Annotated in this window: 13 protein-coding genes; 5 read left to right on the top strand and 8 right to left on the bottom strand. The window is 63.1% G+C overall.

Annotated elements, in window-relative coordinates; genetic code table 11:
- Nucleotides 1–654: 654 nt before the first annotated feature.
- The 4 genes from BHE01S_RS20855 to BHE01S_RS20870 all read right to left on the bottom strand — a co-directional run bounded on the left by BHE01S_RS20855 (nucleotide 655) and on the right by BHE01S_RS20870 (nucleotide 6,446).
- On the bottom strand, nucleotides 655–1,680 hold the full coding sequence (locus BHE01S_RS20855) for a ParB/RepB/Spo0J family partition protein (RefSeq protein ID WP_042267292.1): 1,026 nt from the start codon (nucleotides 1,678–1,680) through the stop codon (nucleotides 655–657).
- Nucleotides 1,670–2,356, bottom strand: a complete 687-nt coding sequence (gene parA / locus BHE01S_RS20860) for a ParA family partition ATPase (RefSeq protein WP_042267293.1) — start codon at nucleotides 2,354–2,356, stop codon at nucleotides 1,670–1,672. The genes BHE01S_RS20855 and parA overlap by 11 nt, the downstream gene beginning before the upstream one ends.
- Before the next feature lie 881 nt (nucleotides 2,357–3,237).
- Nucleotides 3,238–4,611, bottom strand: a complete 1,374-nt coding sequence (locus BHE01S_RS20865; protein WP_042267294.1) for a replication initiation protein — start codon at nucleotides 4,609–4,611, stop codon at nucleotides 3,238–3,240.
- A 1,520-nt stretch (nucleotides 4,612–6,131) separates the two neighbouring features.
- The gene (locus tag BHE01S_RS20870; protein WP_042267295.1) at nucleotides 6,132–6,446 is read right to left on the bottom strand and encodes a DUF4148 domain-containing protein; all 315 of its coding nucleotides are present in this window, start codon (nucleotides 6,444–6,446) and stop codon (nucleotides 6,132–6,134) included.
- A 433-nt stretch (nucleotides 6,447–6,879) separates the two neighbouring features.
- Here BHE01S_RS20870 and BHE01S_RS20875 point away from each other — a divergent pair, with 433 nt between their 5' ends.
- The 5 genes from BHE01S_RS20875 to BHE01S_RS20895 all read left to right on the top strand — a co-directional run bounded on the left by BHE01S_RS20875 (nucleotide 6,880) and on the right by BHE01S_RS20895 (nucleotide 12,103).
- Nucleotides 6,880–8,361, top strand: coding sequence for a sensor histidine kinase (locus tag BHE01S_RS20875; protein ID WP_084069071.1), 1,482 nt, complete (start codon nucleotides 6,880–6,882; stop codon nucleotides 8,359–8,361).
- 15 nt (nucleotides 8,362–8,376) lie between these two features.
- On the top strand, nucleotides 8,377–9,075 hold the full coding sequence (locus BHE01S_RS20880) for a response regulator transcription factor (protein ID WP_042267296.1): 699 nt from the start codon (nucleotides 8,377–8,379) through the stop codon (nucleotides 9,073–9,075).
- A gap of 154 nt (nucleotides 9,076–9,229) precedes the next feature.
- Nucleotides 9,230–9,904: a response regulator transcription factor gene (locus BHE01S_RS20885; protein ID WP_042267471.1), complete on the top strand. Its 675-nt coding sequence runs from the start codon at nucleotides 9,230–9,232 to the stop codon at nucleotides 9,902–9,904.
- A gap of 42 nt (nucleotides 9,905–9,946) precedes the next feature.
- Nucleotides 9,947–11,341, top strand: coding sequence for a sensor histidine kinase (locus tag BHE01S_RS20890; protein ID WP_042267298.1), 1,395 nt, complete (start codon nucleotides 9,947–9,949; stop codon nucleotides 11,339–11,341).
- A 33-nt stretch (nucleotides 11,342–11,374) separates the two neighbouring features.
- Nucleotides 11,375–12,103 (top strand): response regulator transcription factor, encoded by a 729-nt coding sequence (locus BHE01S_RS20895; RefSeq protein ID WP_042267299.1) that lies wholly within the window; start codon nucleotides 11,375–11,377, stop codon nucleotides 12,101–12,103.
- Nucleotides 12,104–12,239: 136 nt separating this feature from the next.
- Here BHE01S_RS20895 and BHE01S_RS20900 read toward each other — a convergent pair whose 3' ends face one another.
- From BHE01S_RS20900 to BHE01S_RS20915, 4 genes are all read right to left on the bottom strand, one after another.
- Entirely contained in the window at nucleotides 12,240–12,524 is a 285-nt protein-coding gene (locus tag BHE01S_RS20900) for a DUF4148 domain-containing protein (protein ID WP_042267301.1), read from the bottom strand.
- 216 nt (nucleotides 12,525–12,740) lie between these two features.
- Nucleotides 12,741–14,195, bottom strand: a complete 1,455-nt coding sequence (locus BHE01S_RS20905; RefSeq protein ID WP_042267473.1) for an efflux transporter outer membrane subunit — start codon at nucleotides 14,193–14,195, stop codon at nucleotides 12,741–12,743.
- Nucleotides 14,188–15,405, bottom strand: a complete 1,218-nt coding sequence (locus BHE01S_RS20910; protein WP_042267304.1) for an efflux RND transporter periplasmic adaptor subunit — start codon at nucleotides 15,403–15,405, stop codon at nucleotides 14,188–14,190. Before BHE01S_RS20910 ends, BHE01S_RS20905 begins: the two co-directional genes overlap by 8 nt.
- Nucleotides 15,395–18,658: an efflux RND transporter permease subunit gene (locus BHE01S_RS20915; protein WP_042267306.1), complete on the bottom strand. Its 3,264-nt coding sequence runs from the start codon at nucleotides 18,656–18,658 to the stop codon at nucleotides 15,395–15,397. Before BHE01S_RS20915 ends, BHE01S_RS20910 begins: the two co-directional genes overlap by 11 nt.

Genomic DNA, 18,658 nt, shown 5'->3' on the forward strand with positions numbered 1-18,658 from the left:
GGCGTCGTACACACGCGCCGTGAGAATCTTGCGGAGATAGTCGTTTTCGTCGCGACGGGACTGAGCGGAATCAGCAGCTTCGGCGACTTCGGTGGCTTTGTTTGCTTGGGCGGTAGGGCGGCTTTGATGCACCTGCATGACGGCTCCTGTACTCACTTTCGTTTTGGCCAGGAGGCGGAAACAAAAAACCCGCCTCTTGGGGCGGGTTGTTGTCACTGCTACCAGACGTACGCTAACCCACCATTCGTTGAATGGTGCTAATAATCAGCGCAATCGTGAAAAGGCGGCAGTTCATTTTGAGGAGAATGACCTGGGGGACAGGGATTGTCAATCTCGCGCAATCTTGTCATCTGCGATGCACTACAAATTACGTAATTTTTGCTACTTTTTCCGTGTTGGATGAATGTCGCCATGACTGACAACGGAAAAAGTGGGATTTAATCCTGCCCCGGCGAGCATGTTTCGTGAAACATTCTAGAAAACTGGATCTAACTCATTGATTTCAAATAATTAAGCTTGATTCAGCATTTTTTCTCAGCTGTTTCACGGATTCGACCCCGGTGGTGGCTCGCGTTCGGCTCCTATCGCGGCTACCACGAAAAAGGGCGCCTGACGACGCCCTCCCCTGCTACCGTTAGCCGACGCTCGCGACATTCAGGCCGTGCCGGTGATGTCCATTTCCGAAGCCCACTGCTCGATGACCGCCTTCACGCGCTCGGCCAGACGTTGCTGATCGGAAGGCGCGATGCCCTTCAGACTCAACTCCGCGCGCCCATCGCCGAACAGCTTCAGTTCGCCTAACGCAACGCCGTCCGGCCGGTTGAACTGGACGCGGGACTGGTAATGCGTACGACGCGGTCCCACGCTGCGCGCGCCCGCTTCAGCCGAAGCCGCCGCCTCGAGCTTGCGTACGCTCGCCTTCCCTTCGATCACTTGCGCAAGCCAATGCTCGGCGACCGTTGGGCCCGCCCGGTCGAAGATCAGCTTGATGTTGTAGGCGTGTCCGAGTCCGACGTCCTTACGATTCTGCGCCATCCTCTGTAGCAGATACGGCGGCAGTGACGTGAGCGCAATCACCTTGCTGATGTGCTTCGGATCTTCGCCTACGGCCACCCCCAGCTCGATCTGGTCGACGTAGACACGATCGTCGAGCAGTTTCTTCCAGGCGAGCGCATCGTCGAATACCGTCTGTTCCTCGCGCTCCTTGTTAGCGTGATAGGCGCGCAGGTACAGGTTCTGGTTGTCGAGACCCTCGCGCACATCGGCGTCGATGAACTTGTCGCCGCGCGAACGCGCAGCGCGAATACGCCGCTCGCCGTCGACGATCACATACTTGCCGGGAAACGCCGAGAGTTTCGTGACCAGGATCGGCGTAATCTGCCCTTGCGTCGCAAAGCTTTCGGCCAGTTCGTCAATCGTCTCGGCACTGTAAAACGCGCGCGGATTGTACGGATTGGAGACGACATCTTCGACCGAAATCTTCCTGACCGCGTGCAGCGAAAGCGGCGCCTCGATGGCCTCGGCCGGCTGGGCGGACGGCGTGTCCACGGCGTTGGGTGCGCCCGCGTCGCGTTGCGCGATATTAACGACATCGGCTTCGGCGAGACGCTCGCCAGCCGAAACACGCTCGGCAGCCATGCCCGCGCGGACCTTGCTGGTGAAATTCAGCTTAGCGGCCATCGACCACCTCTTCTTCTTCCTGAACCAGCGCAATGATCTCGTTGTAAACGGCGCTGATTTCGTCCTTCGCGACTTTCGCCCCACGCACGCCGCGCACATCGAAGACGGTGCGGCCAAGCGCTGCCGTCTGGCGATAGAGCTCGCGCTGCTTGATGGTTGCCGAAAACACGCGGACGTTGCTCTCGGCGAGGATGGCGCTCATCTGCGTGTGCAGCAGCGTCTTCGAATTAGATTTATTCAGCAAAATTGCAAATTTTCCGGCCGGGTTGGCAACGCGGGTTCGCTCGACCAACTCCATCATCCCCTCGCTGCTCCAGATGTCGATCGGCGATGCATCCGTCGGAATGACAGTGGCGTCCGCGACGGCAAGAACTCGCGCAGTAGTGAGGTCATTGATATTGGGCGGACAGTCGACGATAACGACGTCGTAGTCGTTCGCCAGCGCGGCGATTTCTGGCCCAATCATCTTCTCCAGCTTGTGAATGCTGCCGACACGGAACGGCAGGGGTGTTTCAGGACCCGCCGCGGCACACCAACTCATGCAAGATTGCTGACCATCGGCATCGGCGACATAGACCTTATAGCCTTCCGCCTGAAATGCCCCAGCCAGATTCATGCTGGTGGTGGTTTTGCCAACCCCACCTTTTTGGTTCGCTACGGCTATCACGAGACCCATTCGTTTCTCCATGCAATTGTTCAATAGCGGACGAGCCTCCCAGACGCACTCTCCACGTGGAGACTCCAGCAGGTCATTCGAGAGTCTAATGGCAACTTAAAGTAAATTCTAGGATTTCCGTCTCTGACGTTGTCAGTTCACAACCAATTGGCCGAACGGATAAGGATTAGACAAGTACCGGAAGATCGGCGAGCGGGCGGATTAGCTAGATTGCGATGTTTCAACAACGCTCGGAACTGTCTCCACGTGGAGATCGCAGAAAACCATCGAAGATGCAGGGTCCCGGACTGCTCGCTGATCGATGGGTCACAATATCTTTGCACAGCCGCGTAATGCCGATATGACGGTAAATAGGAGGTTTGAGTTGGGTGGGTGCACTCAGTCGGTCCAGGCGGAGGGCATTGAGGAATGCATCGCGCAAATCTCCACGTGGAGATTCGTCGACTTGACCTGGAGCAACCCAGCGCTTTGACTGTGATGTAGACGAACTAGAAACGATCCGGCCAGTACGGTTGACCAGCGAATCTCCACGTGGAGATTCACTCATCGGGATTCGGGAAGGATATTGACGCGTGAGCTGCGCCATCCAGGACGACAGAATGCGTTGTAACAGCAAGTGGATCTAACCAGCCGGCATCAGCACCTGCGACAAGCGGAGATGAAACACGAACATCACTCCGAGGCACTCTAGCAGTCGAAACTGGCGCACCAGCAAAGATTCAGCCCCTCTAACGCACGGACGTTTCAACGTACATATTTATCTACGATTTCTACGTCGGTATATTTAGTCAAATTTCCTTGCACGTAACTCACGTGTACTCACAGCGATTTGCTCAAAAAAAACGGCGGCCGAAGCCGCCGTCCTGTTTCTTCGATTGCCTTCACCCGTCCCGCGCTTTCAACGCAAGATCGATTTCCGCGGTCTGCAAGCCTTCGCCCCCAGCCGGCGCCTGTTGCCCGCTCAACAGGAATTCAAGCAGGTCGGCAGCAGTCGGTTGGCCCCAGGTGTCCAGCACCACCCAACGGAAGAAGTTCGTCGATGCCATCTTGCTTGGCACCTTCGCCGTCGACACCTTGAGCTTGTCCATGCCGACCGTCTCGTTGTAGCGCTTGATCAGTGCAGTCTGGTCGTCGTACTCGAGCTCGTTGAAGTAGGCGCGCGCCTCATTGATCTTCGCGGCGATATAGCGGTCCTTCACCTGATCCTGACTCTCGCGCGCGCGGCCAGCGTCGGCGGCGGGCGAGGCGGCATTCGCGCCAGGCAACTCGTAGCCCTCGGTTAGCGCCTTGCGGAAATACGCCGCAACGTTAGCGAGCGGCGCTGCGTTTTTCTGCGCCACGCGCGCCGCGGTATAGGCCACGGCTGTGCGAATCTTGTCCTCGCCGTACTGCTTGAGCAGGCGCCGCGCCTCGGAAACCGGGATGCTGAACTTCGACATCTCGCCAATCAGCAGCGTTTCGTTTGCTCGCAGCTCCTGGGACGGATCGGTCTCCGGCTTGCGGGTCACACGGAACTGCAGGGCGACAACCGAGCGTCCCACCTTGTGCTCGATGAGCTCGAACAGGTGATCCGAAATCTCGTTGACTTCCTTGATGCAGGGCACCAGCACACGGCTCTTGAACTGCTTGTAGAGCTTGTACGATTGCGCCGAAGTATCTTGCCCAAGGATCAGGTCGCGCAGCGTCGCGAGCGGAAAGCGCGCCGTCACGCCCACGGCTTCGTAGCGAACGACGTTCTCCCACAGCGCAAGCGAATGTGCCTTCCTGAACTGACGCGTGATGCGCATGTCGATCATCGCGTAGATTTCGGGATTGAGCAGTTCGCCGCGAATCTGCTCGGAGAAGGTATAGCGCAATACCGATCGCTCGAGTTCGGCACCGGCAAGCAAACCCGACGCTTTCCAGATGCTGCGCTTGTCCTGCGTGAGGTAGTCCCAGTTGACGACCGTGCTGATGAGCGAGTTGATCGTTTCTTTGACGTATTCGGTGTTGTTGCTGTTCAGATCGACGTCCTGGGAGAGGGCGGAGATCGTAATCTCGAACGACGAGCGGCCGCGGTCGAGGGAATCCTGGCGAATGGCGTTCTTGATCAGCGAACTGAACATCTTGCGCTGCTGCAGGCTGATCGATCCGGATTTCGGCGCGATATGAATCGCCGGAACGGCCTTGCGGAACAGATCAGGCGGCTGGCCTTGCTGGAATACGAGTGCACCTTGCTTGTCGGCGTCGCCGGCTTCGGCCTTTTTTCTTGCCATATGACCCACGTTGAAAGGGAACCTGGTCGGTGGGTAACTGTATACCAACCGACCAGGTGACTCAAGGCCGCAAACGCAATCGTGACGTGGCACGACACCCAAGGGCAAAGAGCATTGACAGCCGGCGATTCCCTGTCTCGACGGCCACAGGGAAGCCGTCCCGGGCACTCAAAGCGGAGTCCGCCGACGAGCCCATAACTGGTGACCTTTGGATCGGCGCGCCCTGAAAACCATCCCATAGCCGGTGACCTTCAGGCTGGATGTGAGTACTCACTCTATGAATTCGTGCTCGTCAGGTAGCCGTCCATGGGATTACTCACGTCGCTATTCCGGTTGCCGCCCGAAATGGGTCGGCCAAGCCTGGGCACGCTCATGGCGCCCATAAATGGTGACCTGAACCGGCTCCCATGAATGGTTACCCACGCATCGGCAAAATGTGGCTTCGCAGATCTGCAAATCAGCACCTTCCCCCATAACCTGCGACCCATAGCACATCCCATAGGCTGTTACCTTGGTTCAGCTACCTTCCTTACACGCAAGGATTCACGCGGAGGCGCCGATTCGGCGCTCGGTGACGCCCGATATGCCTCCCCGAAAGCCCACCATATCCGGTTACCCTGGCAGATTCCCAAAAACGGTTACCTGAACTCGGGCGAGGAGGCCCCGGAAACGCCATCAGGAAAGGCACCCATCCCATAAGTGGCGACCTTCGGTGATTCCCATAAACGGTGACTTGAACGCCAAACCGAGCCATTTCCCATAGCGGGCGACCTTCCCCCCATATCCACAACCCGTCAACCCCATGCCCGGTTACCGAAGTCCCATATCCACAACCCGAAACTCCCATACCCGGCACCGCAAATCCCATAACACGCCACCAAATCGGCCGCAAAGCCTTGCCTGGTAAGGGTTTGTGGCGTCTAAAGGTTTACTAAAGTTGTTAAAGCGTAAAAGGTAAACACTGAAACACGCGTTCGATGAGAAAGACGTCTCCCAAAACCGGGGACCTAAACACATGTAAGTGGTCACCAACCTCCGTGGCCCCATTCCTGGTTACCTGGCCCATTGACAACGCTTTGCGGGCACCACAAATCATTACCTACGTCCTCTTTTCCTGAGAATCTACATCGAGATCCATAACCAGATCATTGATTTATTGGAGAAACCACCCGGATGGTCTCCGTCTATGGTGTCATTCTTCGTTCAAAGGTAACGGCCTATGGGATCGGCTGGACGGCTACGCAACCCAGTGGAGTGCGGCTGCGAAGCGCTGTGCCGGCCCAGGACAATCGCTGATTCCAGATCACGGGGACGAGCGACCTGGAATACGCGCGCCTGGATCCGACGTTCCTCCCATTTCCGGTTACCCCACTCAGGTCACCAGATATGGGAAACACCGAGGGTCCGAGGGTCCATTTGAGCAGCAACCCAAAGCGATCACGGAAAACCAGGCGCAAACCGGCCAAGGTGCACTGCACAAACTCCATCGGTGACCTATGGCCCGCTGCGCGCCTGCGATCTCAGTCTGACTTCGCGGGAAAGGTAGCCGCGGCCGCGGTGTGCTGCGGCAGGCAATCGCTGCGGTACACGTCGGCAAGACGCTGCTGGGCGGCTTCGATATTGGCGGGATAATCGTTGTCGTCCATGTTCGGTTCGTAACCTGCCGCCTCGAGTTCCCCGAGTTCCCGCATCAAGTCCGCATGCGTGACCTCGTGGGCCGGTTTGACGAACGGGTAGCTGTGACATTCCTGTTGTGTCAGATGCGGGGCGGCGACCGCGCTTACGCTCACCGCTCCCACAAACGGCACCCATACGAACTTCAGCCATGACCTCATGATGAATCCTCCTTTTGATGAACCCGCAACGAGATGACAACGCGCCAACGCGCGGAAAAACGGCTTCGAGGATAAGGAGGTGCCGACGCCGGATCGGGCTCAGCCGGATGACAAAAGGTTTATCTGTCTCACACGCGCACGACACGACACTTCGCGTACGCACGAATTGACAGGATGACAGGTGCGCGTTATGCGCCAGTAAGAAGATGACGCGCTCTTCATTGCCGTGATGCCGTTGTGTCGAGGGCGCGCCACTATGATGGCCAGGCACGAGCGCATCCGCATTCGTGGGTTCGCCAGTGAGTCGTCGAGCCGACCATTCATTGCCATCGGGGGTAGCCATGTCAGTCAGCGAGAAAGCACCGCGCGCACGGCGCGCGGCCGCACGCGTGCCAGCCTTGCACGACTCGGGGCCGCGCATGCGAGGCGCACGATGAACCTGCCTGCCTGGGTGGCGCTCGGGCGTGGCTTGTTCGTGCCGGCGTCGTCGCGGGCAGCACCGGACGTGCGGGACATTGGCCGCGACCACTGGCAGACGACCACGTTCCGCTGGTTCACCGCTTACGCAACCATCTTCTCGCTCGCGTTCATGGCGCTGCTCGGCGTGATCGAATACTCAGTCACACGCGCCATGATGCGCGAAACCGACAGCGGCCTGCGCTGGCAACTGCGCTACTTCGATTCGCGCAGCGATACGAGCCTTGCCGGCGCCATCGACGCGCGCCTCAGACGTCCCGACCGGCGCGATAACTTCTATGGCCTGTTCGCACCGGACGGGCGCTGGCTCGCCGGCGATATCCGCACGATGCCCAAGGGTCTTGTGCTGGGACACTATGGCCAGTCGCACGAGCACACGCGCGGCCAGACGTTCGCGCTCGATCCCGGCTTCGCGCGATCGTCCCTGCGCGCCATGGGAGAGATTCGACCCGACGGCGCGCGCCTCGTCGTCGCACGCACGCTCTCCGACGTGCGCCACGTTCATGATGAACTGATGAAGGCGTTGATCGGAGGCGGCTTCCTGTGTCTCACCGCTAGCCTATGCGCCGGACTCGTGCTGAGCATGCGGCAGATCCGGCGCGTCGCCCAGATCAAGCGCGCCACGCGACGCATCGCGAACGGCGACCTCGCGATGCGGCTGCCGGTCGCCGGGCGCGACGAACTCGACATGCTCGCGCACCTCGTGAACCGCATGCTCGACGAAGTCGAGCGCCTGATGGGCGAGGTGAAGAGTGCATGTGACGGCATTGCCCACGATCTGCGCACGCCGCTCACGCGATTGCGCCTGCGCCTCTCACACGCGGCCGTTGCGATGGAGCAGCGCGGCGAGGCGGTGCTCGCCGGCGTGCTGGTCGGCGCGCGAGGGGAGGCCGATGCCGTGCTCGACCGTTTCTCCGCACTCCTGCGCATTTCGGAGATCGGCGCCATCGATCGCCGCCGCGGCTTTGCGAGCGTGGCCCTGTCCGATCTCGTGCACGAGCTATGCGAACTCTACGCCCCGCTTGCCGAGGAAAAAGCCATCGACTTGCACGCCACTGTAGCGCCGGTCGAACCCATACACGCCGACCGCGCGCTGCTCTTCGAAGCGTTGAGCAATCTGCTCGACAACGCCATCAAATTCGCCCCGCGCGGCGGCGCGGTGCAGGTCGAGTTGCGCGCGCTCGCGCGCGGACCGCAACTCGCCATCGCCGACAACGGACCCGGCATCGCGCCCGGCGAGCGCGCTGCGGTGCTCGGAAACTTCTATCGCAGCGAGCGCACGCGCCACCTTCCGGGCACCGGCCTCGGGCTCGGCATCGTCTCGGCGATCGTGCGGCTGCACGATTTTCGCCTTGCCTTCGGCGCGGCGAATCCCGGGACGATCGTCACGCTCGACTGCTGGACGCATCGAGCGCGCCACGGCCAAGCGGGCCAATGATTGGGCCGATGATCCATGAGGCTCCTGCTGTGTTCGTCCTTGGCTGCCGAACGAAGTTATTTCTACAAGGCGCTGAGCGAGAGCCTGAACAGCGTCGAGGTTGCCGATAACGTCGAGTACGCCGTCTATCTCGCATCGCAGGAGCCGTTCGACACGGTGTTCCTCTGTGCTGCCGCGCCTGAGGCGCACGACGGCATCGCTACCGCGCTCGCAGCCTTTACGCGCTTGTCCGACGCGCCGGCGATCGTCGTTGCGCTCGCGCGCGCGACACCCGCGGACTGCGCGCGCCTGCTGCGCGCGGGTGCCGATGCGTGCTTCGTGCAGCCCTGGTCCATTATCGAAATTCAGGAGCGTATGCTGGCGCTGCGCCGCGGCGCGCTCGTTCACGCGAGCGCACCGCTCGTGCGCCTCGACCCCTCCACGCGGGACCTCGTGGAGGGCGTCCGGCGCATGCCGCTCACCACGCGCGAGTATCTGCTCGTCGAGTGCCTGCTGCGCCATGCGGGCGCGCCCGTCGCGCGCGAGCAGCTGATTCGCTATGCGTGGCCCGACAAGGCCGACGTCGAGCCGTCGAGCGTGAACCTCGTGGTGTCGCGTTTGCGGCGCAAACTCGCGTCGTACGGCGCGCAGGCGAACGTCGAGACGGTGAGCCGCTACGGCTATCAACTCGATCTGCACGCGCGGCAGACGATCGTCGGCGTAAACGATACGTAAGCGCTCAGGCGCCGCGCGCGCGACCGTATTGCCGTTGCAACCTTAAATTTAATTTCATGAAAGGAATCGCGGCGCGGCGCGGGCGCAACGGTAAACTCGAGGCTCCCGAATAGTCGTGCCGCCGGCACGACGGAGTGCGAGAAAGATGAGTCAGGTGCGCGTTTTGACGGTGGAGGACGATGCCGTCACAGCCAACGAGATCGTCAGCGAACTGACGCAGCGCGGCTTTGCGGTCGAATGGGTCGATAACGGCCGCGACGGCATGGCGCGCGCGATGAGCGACGAATACGACGCCATTACGCTCGACCGCATGTTGCCGGGCGTGGACGGTCTCTCGATCCTCACGGCCATGCGCACGGTCGGCATTCAGACGCCGGTGCTGATGCTGAGCGCGCTCGGCGACGTCGATGAACGCGTACGCGGCCTGCGCGCGGGCGGCGACGACTACCTCACCAAGCCTTTCGACCCCGAAGAACTCACCGCGCGCCTCGAAGTGCTGCTGCGCCGCCGTCAGGCCGCGAACGTCGCTCGCGAAACCGCGTTGCGCGTGGGACCGCTCGAACTCGACCTCATTTCGCGCAAGGTGCGCCGCGACGGCGAAGAAGTCGTGCTGCTGCCGACCGAGTATCGCGTGCTCGAATTCATGATGCGCCATGCAGGCAAGACCATCACCCGCACCATGCTGTTCGAAGCCGTATGGGGCTACCATTTCGATCCGGGCACCAACCTGATCGACGTGCATATGGGCCGCCTGCGCAAGAAAATCGATCCGCCGGGCGTGCCGCCGCTCATTCAGACCGTGCGCGGCTCCGGCTACATTCTCGGATAAACCGCTTTGTCGAGTCGTTCTTCTCCCGCCGCGTCTGTGCCTTTGCGCCGGCGCTGGCCCACCACGACGTTCCGCTGGCTGTGCGCCTACACCGCGCTGTTCGGCGTTTTTCTCACGCTGCTGGTCGGCTTCATTGCATGGACCGCGAGCACGACGATCGAGCGCGACGCCGATTCGATCATGGGCTGGCAACTCATCTATTTCGATTCGATCCCCGATGCGCAGTTGCCAGAGGCGATCCATCAGCGGCTCGAACACGAGCGCATGCACGTCAATTATTGCGGGCTCTTTACGAGTGACGGCCGTTACGTCGCGGGCGACCTGCTCGCGCCCCCGCCGAACCTGACCTATAAGCGCGAAGGCAGCACCCACGCGCATACGGTGAAGCTGCGCGATCGCGACGTTTCGCCTGTGGTCCGCGCCATGGGCGAGGTGCGGCCGAGCGGCTTGCGCCTCGTCGTCGCGCGCGACATGACGAGCGTGCTGCGTATTCGCAAGATCATGGTGCGCACGCTCGCGGCGGGCGCCGTGCTCGCATTGTTGGCGGCGGCGGCGGGCGGCCTCGTGTTCGGCATGCGCCAGATCCGCCGCGTACGCGAGATCCGCCGCGTGACCGAATGCATTGCGCGCGGCGACCTGGATCGGCGCCTGCCCGTAGGCGGCGACGACGAGCTCGACATGCTCGCCCATCTCGTGAACCACATGCTCGACGAAGTGGAGCGGCTGATGGGCGAAGTGAAGGGCGCCTGCGATGGCATCGCGCACGACCTGCGTACGCCGCTCGTGCATCTGCACACGCTGCTCGCACGCGTGGCCGAGCGCGACAGTGTGCGCGGCGACGCCGCCGGTACGGTGCTGCTCGATCAGGCCCGCAGCGAAACGGGCCAACTGCTCGAACGCTTCCGCGCCATGCTGCGCATCTCCGAGATCGGCGCGCTGCAAAGGCGCGGCGGCTTTGCGACCGTCGACCTGCACGAACTGGTACAGGAGCTTGCCGACCTCTACGAGCCGCTCGCCGAGAGCCGCAAGCTTGAATGGCGCATCGCAGCCGAGCCCGTCGCCGAGATTCACGGCGACCGCGCGCTGCTGTTCGAGGCGTTCAACAATCTCATCGACAACGCCATCAAGTTCGCGCCACAAGGCGGCGTGGTGAGCGTGACGCTGCGCTCCACGCCGCTCGGCCCCTTGCTCGATGTGGCGGACAACGGTCCCGGCATTGCGCCCGGCGAGCGCGCGGCGGTCCTGCAACGGTTCTATCGCGGCGAGGCGGTGCGTCATATCGCCGGCTCGGGCCTGGGGCTGTCGGTCGTGGCCGCCGTGATGCGCGTCCACGATTTCACGCTGCGCATCGACGACGCACGCGAACTGGCTGGCGAGACGCCGGGCGGCCCGGGTACGCGCATGAGCGTGGAATGCTGGCCGCGCTCTCTCGTCTGACATTTCCCGACCAGCCGTCGGGCTCTCGCCGTCATGCGCATACTCCTCATCTCCCCGAATCACGCCGAAGGCGCCTGGCTCCAGAAGGCCCTGCAGGAAAGCGCGCATAGCCTGGAACGCGCGGAAGACCTGCGCGACGGGCTTTTCGTCGCTGGCGAGGAGCCATTCGATGCAGTGATCGTCATGGCGCTCGACAGCGCGCTGCTGCCTGTGCTGCACGGCATCCTTCCCGGGCTCTCGACGGTCGCGGCCGGCGCGACGATCATCGCCGTGCTCGGCATCGAAGCGAGCGCGACCGAGCGCTCGAAGGTGCTGCGCGCGGGCGCCGACGCGTGCTTTCGCTACCCGTTCTCTTTCATCGAAATGCACGAGCGCATGCACGCGCTGTTGCGCACCACGGCGGCGTGCGGCGGCGGCGTGCAGGGCCCACAGCCCGCGCAGGCCGCAAGCGGCGCACAGCCCGTCCAGAACGCGCCGCAACTCGATGCGGGTACGCGCGAGATCGTGGAGGGTGCGCGCCGCGCGGAACTCACGCGCCGCGAGTACCTGCTCGTCGAGTGCCTCATGCGTCAAACCAACGTCCCTGTGCCGCGCGAGCAGATGATCCGCTACGCGTGGCCCGATAAGGACGACATCGACGCTTCGACCGTCAACCTCGTCGTTTCGCGGCTGCGCCGCAAGCTCGCGCGCGAGGGCGTCGACGTGCGCATCGATACCATCAGCCGCTACGGCTATCAACTGACCTTGCCGACATCCGACTGATGTGCGCTGAGGTAACCGTTTGTGGGAACCGGTTACCTATCCGGGCGTGAACGCATGAGTTTGTGAACATCGAATAACAAACGGCACGCTGACAGCGTGCCGTTCATCCGTGCCTGACAAGCCCTGCCTGTCGTGCTCAGTGCGCGTAGAGCGTGGAGTTCAGGTACGCAAGCTGGCCATCCTGCTCCGCCTGAACAAGCTCGTGGTACACCTCGGCGCGCGTCTTTTCATGGACCGGTTGCCCATAAGGCGGTACCCATGTGCCGGGCGCGACCGTGGGGGCGGTGTTGTTCGCCGCGACCTGGGTGGCTGCTGCGGGCGGGCTGGTCTGCGCGCCGCCCGCAGGCGCCGGGGTTTGGGCAAAAGCTGACGTGGTGGTGACGACACCGGCGAGCGCAGCGATGATCATGAGCGTCTTCATGTGACTATTCCTCCAGGAGTGAGATCGGTTAGCCGGTCAGCGAATGCGATAGATCGCATCCCGGTGTGAGTAGAATAGTTAGGTCACCCTATCGAACCCGATGCAGCATCATGAAGAAACGTTTATCGGCGTGAGAGGATTCGGTGAAAAGAAAAACCCCGCGCAGAGGCGGGGTTCGAGCGGCGATCAATGCGGCTGGCGCCGCTTCGCGCGCGTTCAGGAAGCTGCCTTGTCCTCGTGCAGATCCTGCGTGCTCCAGCCGCCGCCTATCGCCTGTATGAGGCCCACGGTGGCATCGAGGCGCCGTGTGTCCAGCTCCAGCGAAGCGATCTGCGTAGAGAGTTCGGTGGTTTGCGCCGTCACGACGTCGAGGTAGCTCACCACGCCGTCGCGGTAGCGCGACATCGAGAGCGTAAGGGTGCGCTGCGCCGCCGTAAGCGCCTCGTCTTCGCGCTGGGCTTCGTCGCCGAGATGGTGCAGCAGGGCGAGGTTGTCCTCGACCTGCTGGAACGCGCCCAGCACCGTCGCCTTGTACTGCGCGCCGTTCTCGGCGAGCTTTGCCTGGGCGCCGCGCACAACGGCCGCGCGGCGCCCGCCGTCGAAGATCGTCATCATGAGCGTGGGCCCGATCGACCACATCTCGTTGGGCGCGACGATCCACGGCGAGAATGTGTCGCTCTGGAAGCCGCCGTCCAGGCCGAGCGAGAGATCGGGGAAGAACGCGGCCTTCGCCACGCCGATCTGCGCGTTGGCAGCGGCGACGCGCCGCTCCGCGGCAGCAATATCGGGCCGCCGCTGCAGCAGCGCCGACGGCAGTCCCGCGGGCAGATTCGGCAGGTGCGGGCGGATCGTGTCCGGTGCGACGTTGAACTGCGAGGCCGGCACGCCGATGAGCGTGGCGATGGCGTGCTCGTAAAGCGCGCGGCGCGCGCTCACGTCATCGGCCGCGGCCTGCGCGGAGGCGAGCTGTGTTTTCGCGCGCGAGACGTCGAGCGAAGAAGCAATGCCGCCGCGATGGCGGCTCTCTGTGAGCTCCAGCGCGTGACGATAGGCGGCGATGGTGTCGTCGAGCAGCTTCGACTGCTGGTCGAGTCCGAGCAGATCGAACCACGTCGTGGCGAGCTTCGCCTGCAGGCTCAGTTGCAGCGAAGCGATATCGGCTTCGCTCGCCACGCTCGAGGCCTCGCCAGCCTTTACCTCGTTGCGCACCTTGCCCCACAGGTCGATGTCGTAGCCGATACCCACGTCGAGCGTGTTCGAGTCGTACACGTTCGGCTGATCCGGACCACGTAGCGGGCGCAGCGCCGACTGGCGCTCGCGCGACACGTCCGCCTCTGCGCCGACGGTCGGCAGCAGTGCCGAGCGCGCCTGCGCGACGAGTGCATCGGCTTCGTCGTGACGCGCGAGCGCTGCGGCGACGTTCGGATTCGCCTTCGCAACCTGCGGCTCGAGCTGGTTCAACACGGGGTCGCCGAACGCGCGCCACCATCCGTCGCGCGGGAGCTGATCTGCGGGGCGTGCCGTCTGCCAGTCGCCTGCTTCCTTGAAGTGCGTGGGGATGGCCGTGGTGGGCGCGTGATACGCAGGTGCGAACGAGCACGCCGAGAGCAGCAGGGCGGCCGCAAGTGCAACGGCGGGCAACGTGTGCGCAGGCACGAACGGCTTAGCCATGCGCACGCTCCGGGTCGTGCATGGCGGCGGTTTGCGTCGATTGCGCGCCCGGCGCATTGGCGGACGCGAGGCGCACGAGGTCGCCGCTCGCGAGCGAATCCGGCGGATTGTCGATCACGCGCTCGCCCGCATGCAGGCCGGAAGTGATCTCCACGCGCGTGCCGAGATCCGTGCCGATCGTCACGTCGCGCAACTGCACGTGCTGATGCGCGTCCGCGACGGCGACCTGCATGCCATGCGCGCGGAAGATCAGCGCGCTTGCGGGCACGAAGAGCGCGTGCGCGTCGCCCGGCATCGCGAGATGGACTTCGGTGTACTCGCCGGGGAAGAGCAGGCCTTGCTTGTTGTCCACGGCGAGCTGCACGAGCATCGTGCCCGAAGCGGGCGAGATCGACTGGTCGGTGTCCACGAGCTTCGCGTCGAACTTGACGCCGGGGCGCTCGGGCACGGTGAGCGTGGCGTGCATGCCCGGCTTGATCGAGGCGGCGTCGCTTTGCGGCACGCTTACGTACACGCGCAACTGGCTCGCATCGGAGACCGTGAAGAGGTCGGGGCCGCTGCCGCTGCCGGCGTCGATCAGCGCGCCCACGTCGGTCTTGCGTGCGGTGACGATGCCGTCGAAAGGGGCCGTGATGCGCTTGAACGACTCGAGCGCCTCGAGCCGCCGCACGTTGGCCTCGTTCGCTTCCATGGTGGCTTGCTTGGCGATCAGGTCGGAGGTTTTCTCGTCGGCCTCCTGCTGCGAGACCGAGTCTTGCTTGAGCATCTCGGTCCAGCGCCTGGCCGTGGTGGCGGCAAGCTTCTCGTTGGCGACGGAGTTCTGCAGATCGGCGCGCGCCTGCTGGAGCTGCTGGTCGAGGTCGGGCGTGTCGATCAAGCCGAGCAGTTGGCCCGCCTTGACGTGCGTGCCGATATCGGCGTACCACGCATGCAGATAGCCGGACACACGCGCATAGATCGGCGCGTTGATATAGGCGGCGAGGCGCCCGGGGAGCACGAGCGGCTCCAATGCCGGGCTCGCTTGCGGCTGCACGGTCGCGACGGTGGGAATGGCCTGCGCGTCGGTCCACGTGGCGAGTTCCTGATGCGCGTGAACACGGCTGAAGATGCCGCCGGACACGATGCCGGCCGCCACCATCAACGCGATGGCGGCAGTGGATTTCAGGTGGCGCAGCGGCTGCGGCGAGGCGATGTCGATTTCAGTAGACATGGGCTTCTCCCGATTCGAGGGCAGGTTGATCCGTGGATGATTCGTCAGGCTTACTATCTTCGTTGTGGTCCTGGTTGCCCTTGTGCACGAGGCTGAACACCACGGGCACGAACAACAGCGTCGCGCACGTCGCGCAGAGCAGGCCGCCGATCACGGCGCGTCCGAGCGGCGCGTTCTGCTCGCCGCCGTCGCCCATGCCGAACGCCATCGGCGCCATGCCGATGATCATGGCGAGTGCGGTCATGAGCACCGGGCGAAAGCGCGTGAAGCCGGCTTCGAGCGCGGCGCGCATGGCGTCGCCGGTAACGGCGAGCCGCTCGCGGGCGAACGACACCACGAGAATGCTGTTCGCGGTCGCCACGCCCATGCAGAGAATCGCGCCTGTGAGCGCCGGCACGGACAGCGGCGTGTGCGTGGTGAAGAGCATCCAGACGATGCCCGCAAGCGCGGCGGGCAGCGCGCTCACGATCACGAACGCATCGCTCCACGAGTGGAAGTTCACGACGATCAGCAAATAGATGAGTCCCACCGCACCAACGAGACCCAGCAGAAGACCCGTAAATGCGCTGTTCATGGTCTGCACCTGGCCGCGCATCGTGACCGTCGAGCCCTTCGGCAAGTCCTTCGCGCTCGCGTGAATCACCTTGTTGATCTGCGAGGAGACGGCGCCGAGATCGAGGCCCTGCGTGGTCGCATAGATGTCGTAGAGCGGTTCGATGTTGTAGTGCGAGACGACCGCGTCGCTCACGCCGCGCGTGATCGTGGCAATGCCCCCCAGTATCTGCGAGCTGCCGCTCCTGCCCGTCACCGGCAGGTTCTGCAAGTCGGAAAGCGTAGTCATGCGGTATTGCGGTGTTTGCGCGACGATCGGGTAGGACACGCCATTCTTCGGATTGAGCCAGTAAGTGGGGGACACCTGGCTCGTGCCGGAGAGGCTCGCCACCACGGAGTTGGTCACGTCCTGCTCGGTAATGCCGAGCTCGTCGGCGCGCGAGCGGTCGACGGCAACCGTGAGCTGCGGATAAGTCGATGCCTGCTGGATGCGCGGGTCGGCAATGCCGGGGATCCTGGCAATCCGGTGCAGTAGCGCGTTCGCGTAGACCTTGTTTGCGGCCTGGTTCGGTCCACTCACCTGCACGTCGATCGGCGCGGGCGAACCGAAGTTGAGGATCTGGCTCACGATATCGGCGGGCAGGAAGGAGAACGTCGTGCCCGGAAAGCGGCGCGGCAATTCCGTGCGCAGCTCGCGCACGTACTGTGCGGTGGGCGCGTGCGACTCGGCGAGCGAGATGAGGATGTCGCCATCCTGCGGCCCGATCGTCCCGCTGTTGTTGTAGGTCAGGTTGATACCGCTGTTTGGCAGTCCGATATTGTCGATCACACTTGTGAGCTGGTCAGGCGGAATGGCTTCGCGAACGGTGTCTTCGATATGGTCGAACAGATCGGCGGTTTCCTCGACGCGCGTGCCGATCGGCGCACGCACGTGCAGCGCGATCTCGCCGGAATCGATATTGGGGAAGAAGTTGCGGCCAAGGAACGGTGTGAGCGCGAACGAAAGCGCAACGATAACGAGAAAGCCCACGACAAAGCGGCGCCGGTTCGTGAGCGCGAGACCGAGCACGACGCGATAGCCTGCCCGTACGCGTTCGAAACGACGTTCGAACGCGCGTTGAAACAGCACGAGCAGATTGCGCGTGGGCGGCGCGTGGTCGTGCGCGCCATGCGGCGCCATGACGGCCGCCAGTTCGCCCGAGGCGTGGCCTTGCGAAGCGTGCGGCTTGAGCAGGTAGCGCGCCATCATGGGCACGAAGGTGCGCGAGAGTACGAACGAGGCGATCATCGCGAAAATCACGGCTTCGGCCATCGGTACGAAAAGAAAGCGCGCAATGCCGTCGAGCAGCAGCATCGGCACGAAGACGATACAGATACAAAGCAGCGAGACGAGCGCCGGCATGACGATTTGCGCTGCGCCGTCGAGGATCGCGCTGCGCACGTCCTTGCCCTGCTCGAGGTGCCAGTTGATGTTTTCGATCGTGACAGTGGCGTCGTCCACGAGTATGCCGACCGCGAGCGCGAGGCCGCCGAGCGTCATCACGTTGAGCGTTTCGCCGCACGCGGCGAGCCCTGCGATCGCGGCCAGCACGGCGAGCGGAATTGAGGCGGCGATGATGAGCGTCGAGCGCCAGCTGCCGAGAAAGAGCAGGATCATCGCCGAGGTCAGCGCGGCCGCAATCAGGCCTTCGCGCGCCACGCCGCTCACCGCGCCCTTCACGAACACCGACTGGTCGGAGAGGGCAACGAGCTTGAGCCCCGGCGGCAACGACTGCTCGATGAGCGGCAGCTTCGCTTTCACGCCGGCAATGATGTCGAGTGTCGAAGCCGAGCCGTTCTTCATGATGCTCATGAGCACCGCGCGGTGGCCGTCCACGCGCACGATGTTGTTTTGCGGCGGATAGCCGTCGCGCACGTGGGCCACGTCGCGCATATAGATCACCGTGCCATCCACGGTCTTGATGGGCAGCGCGTTGAGCTGATCGATCGTCAGCGGACTGTTGTTCAGGCGTACGTTATATTCATAGCGGCCGATTTTCTGCGTGCCTGCCGGAATGATCTGGTTCTGCTGAGCGAGCGCTGTCGCCACATCCTGCGCCGACAGCTTCTTCGCCTGCAGCGCTTGCGGGTCGAGGTCGATCTGCACCTCGCGCACCTTGCCGCCGTAAGGCGTGGGAATGGCGACGCCCGCCACGGAAAGCAGTTGCGGACGGATGAAGTTGGTCGCGTAATCCGCGAGTTTCTGCTCGTCGAGCGTATGGCTCGTGAGCGCGAGCTGCAGCACCGGCACCGTGGACGCGTTGTAGTTGAGGATCTGCGGCGGCGTGGTGCCGGGCGGCATCTGCTTGAGCACGGTTTGCGAAACCGAGGTGACCTGCGCGGTGGCCGTGCGGATGTCCACCGTCGGCTGGAAGAAGATCTTCACCACGCCGTAGCCGCGAAACGACTGCGACTCGATATGCGCCACGTCGTTGACGGTGGTGCCGAGCGTGCGCTCGTAATAGCTGACGATGCGGCCCGCCATGTCGTCGGGCTGCAGGCCCGCGTAGTTCCACACGACACTGATCACGGGAATGCGGATGTCGGGAAAGATGTCGGTAGGCGTGCGTAACGCCGCGAGCGGGCCCGCGATCAGGATCAGGAGAGCCAGCACGATGAACGTATACGGACGGTTCAAGGCTAGCCGGACGATTTTCAGCAT

Source organism: Paraburkholderia heleia NBRC 101817, from assembly GCF_000739775.1.
GTDB classification, from domain to species: Bacteria; Pseudomonadota; Gammaproteobacteria; order Burkholderiales; family Burkholderiaceae; genus Paraburkholderia; species Paraburkholderia heleia.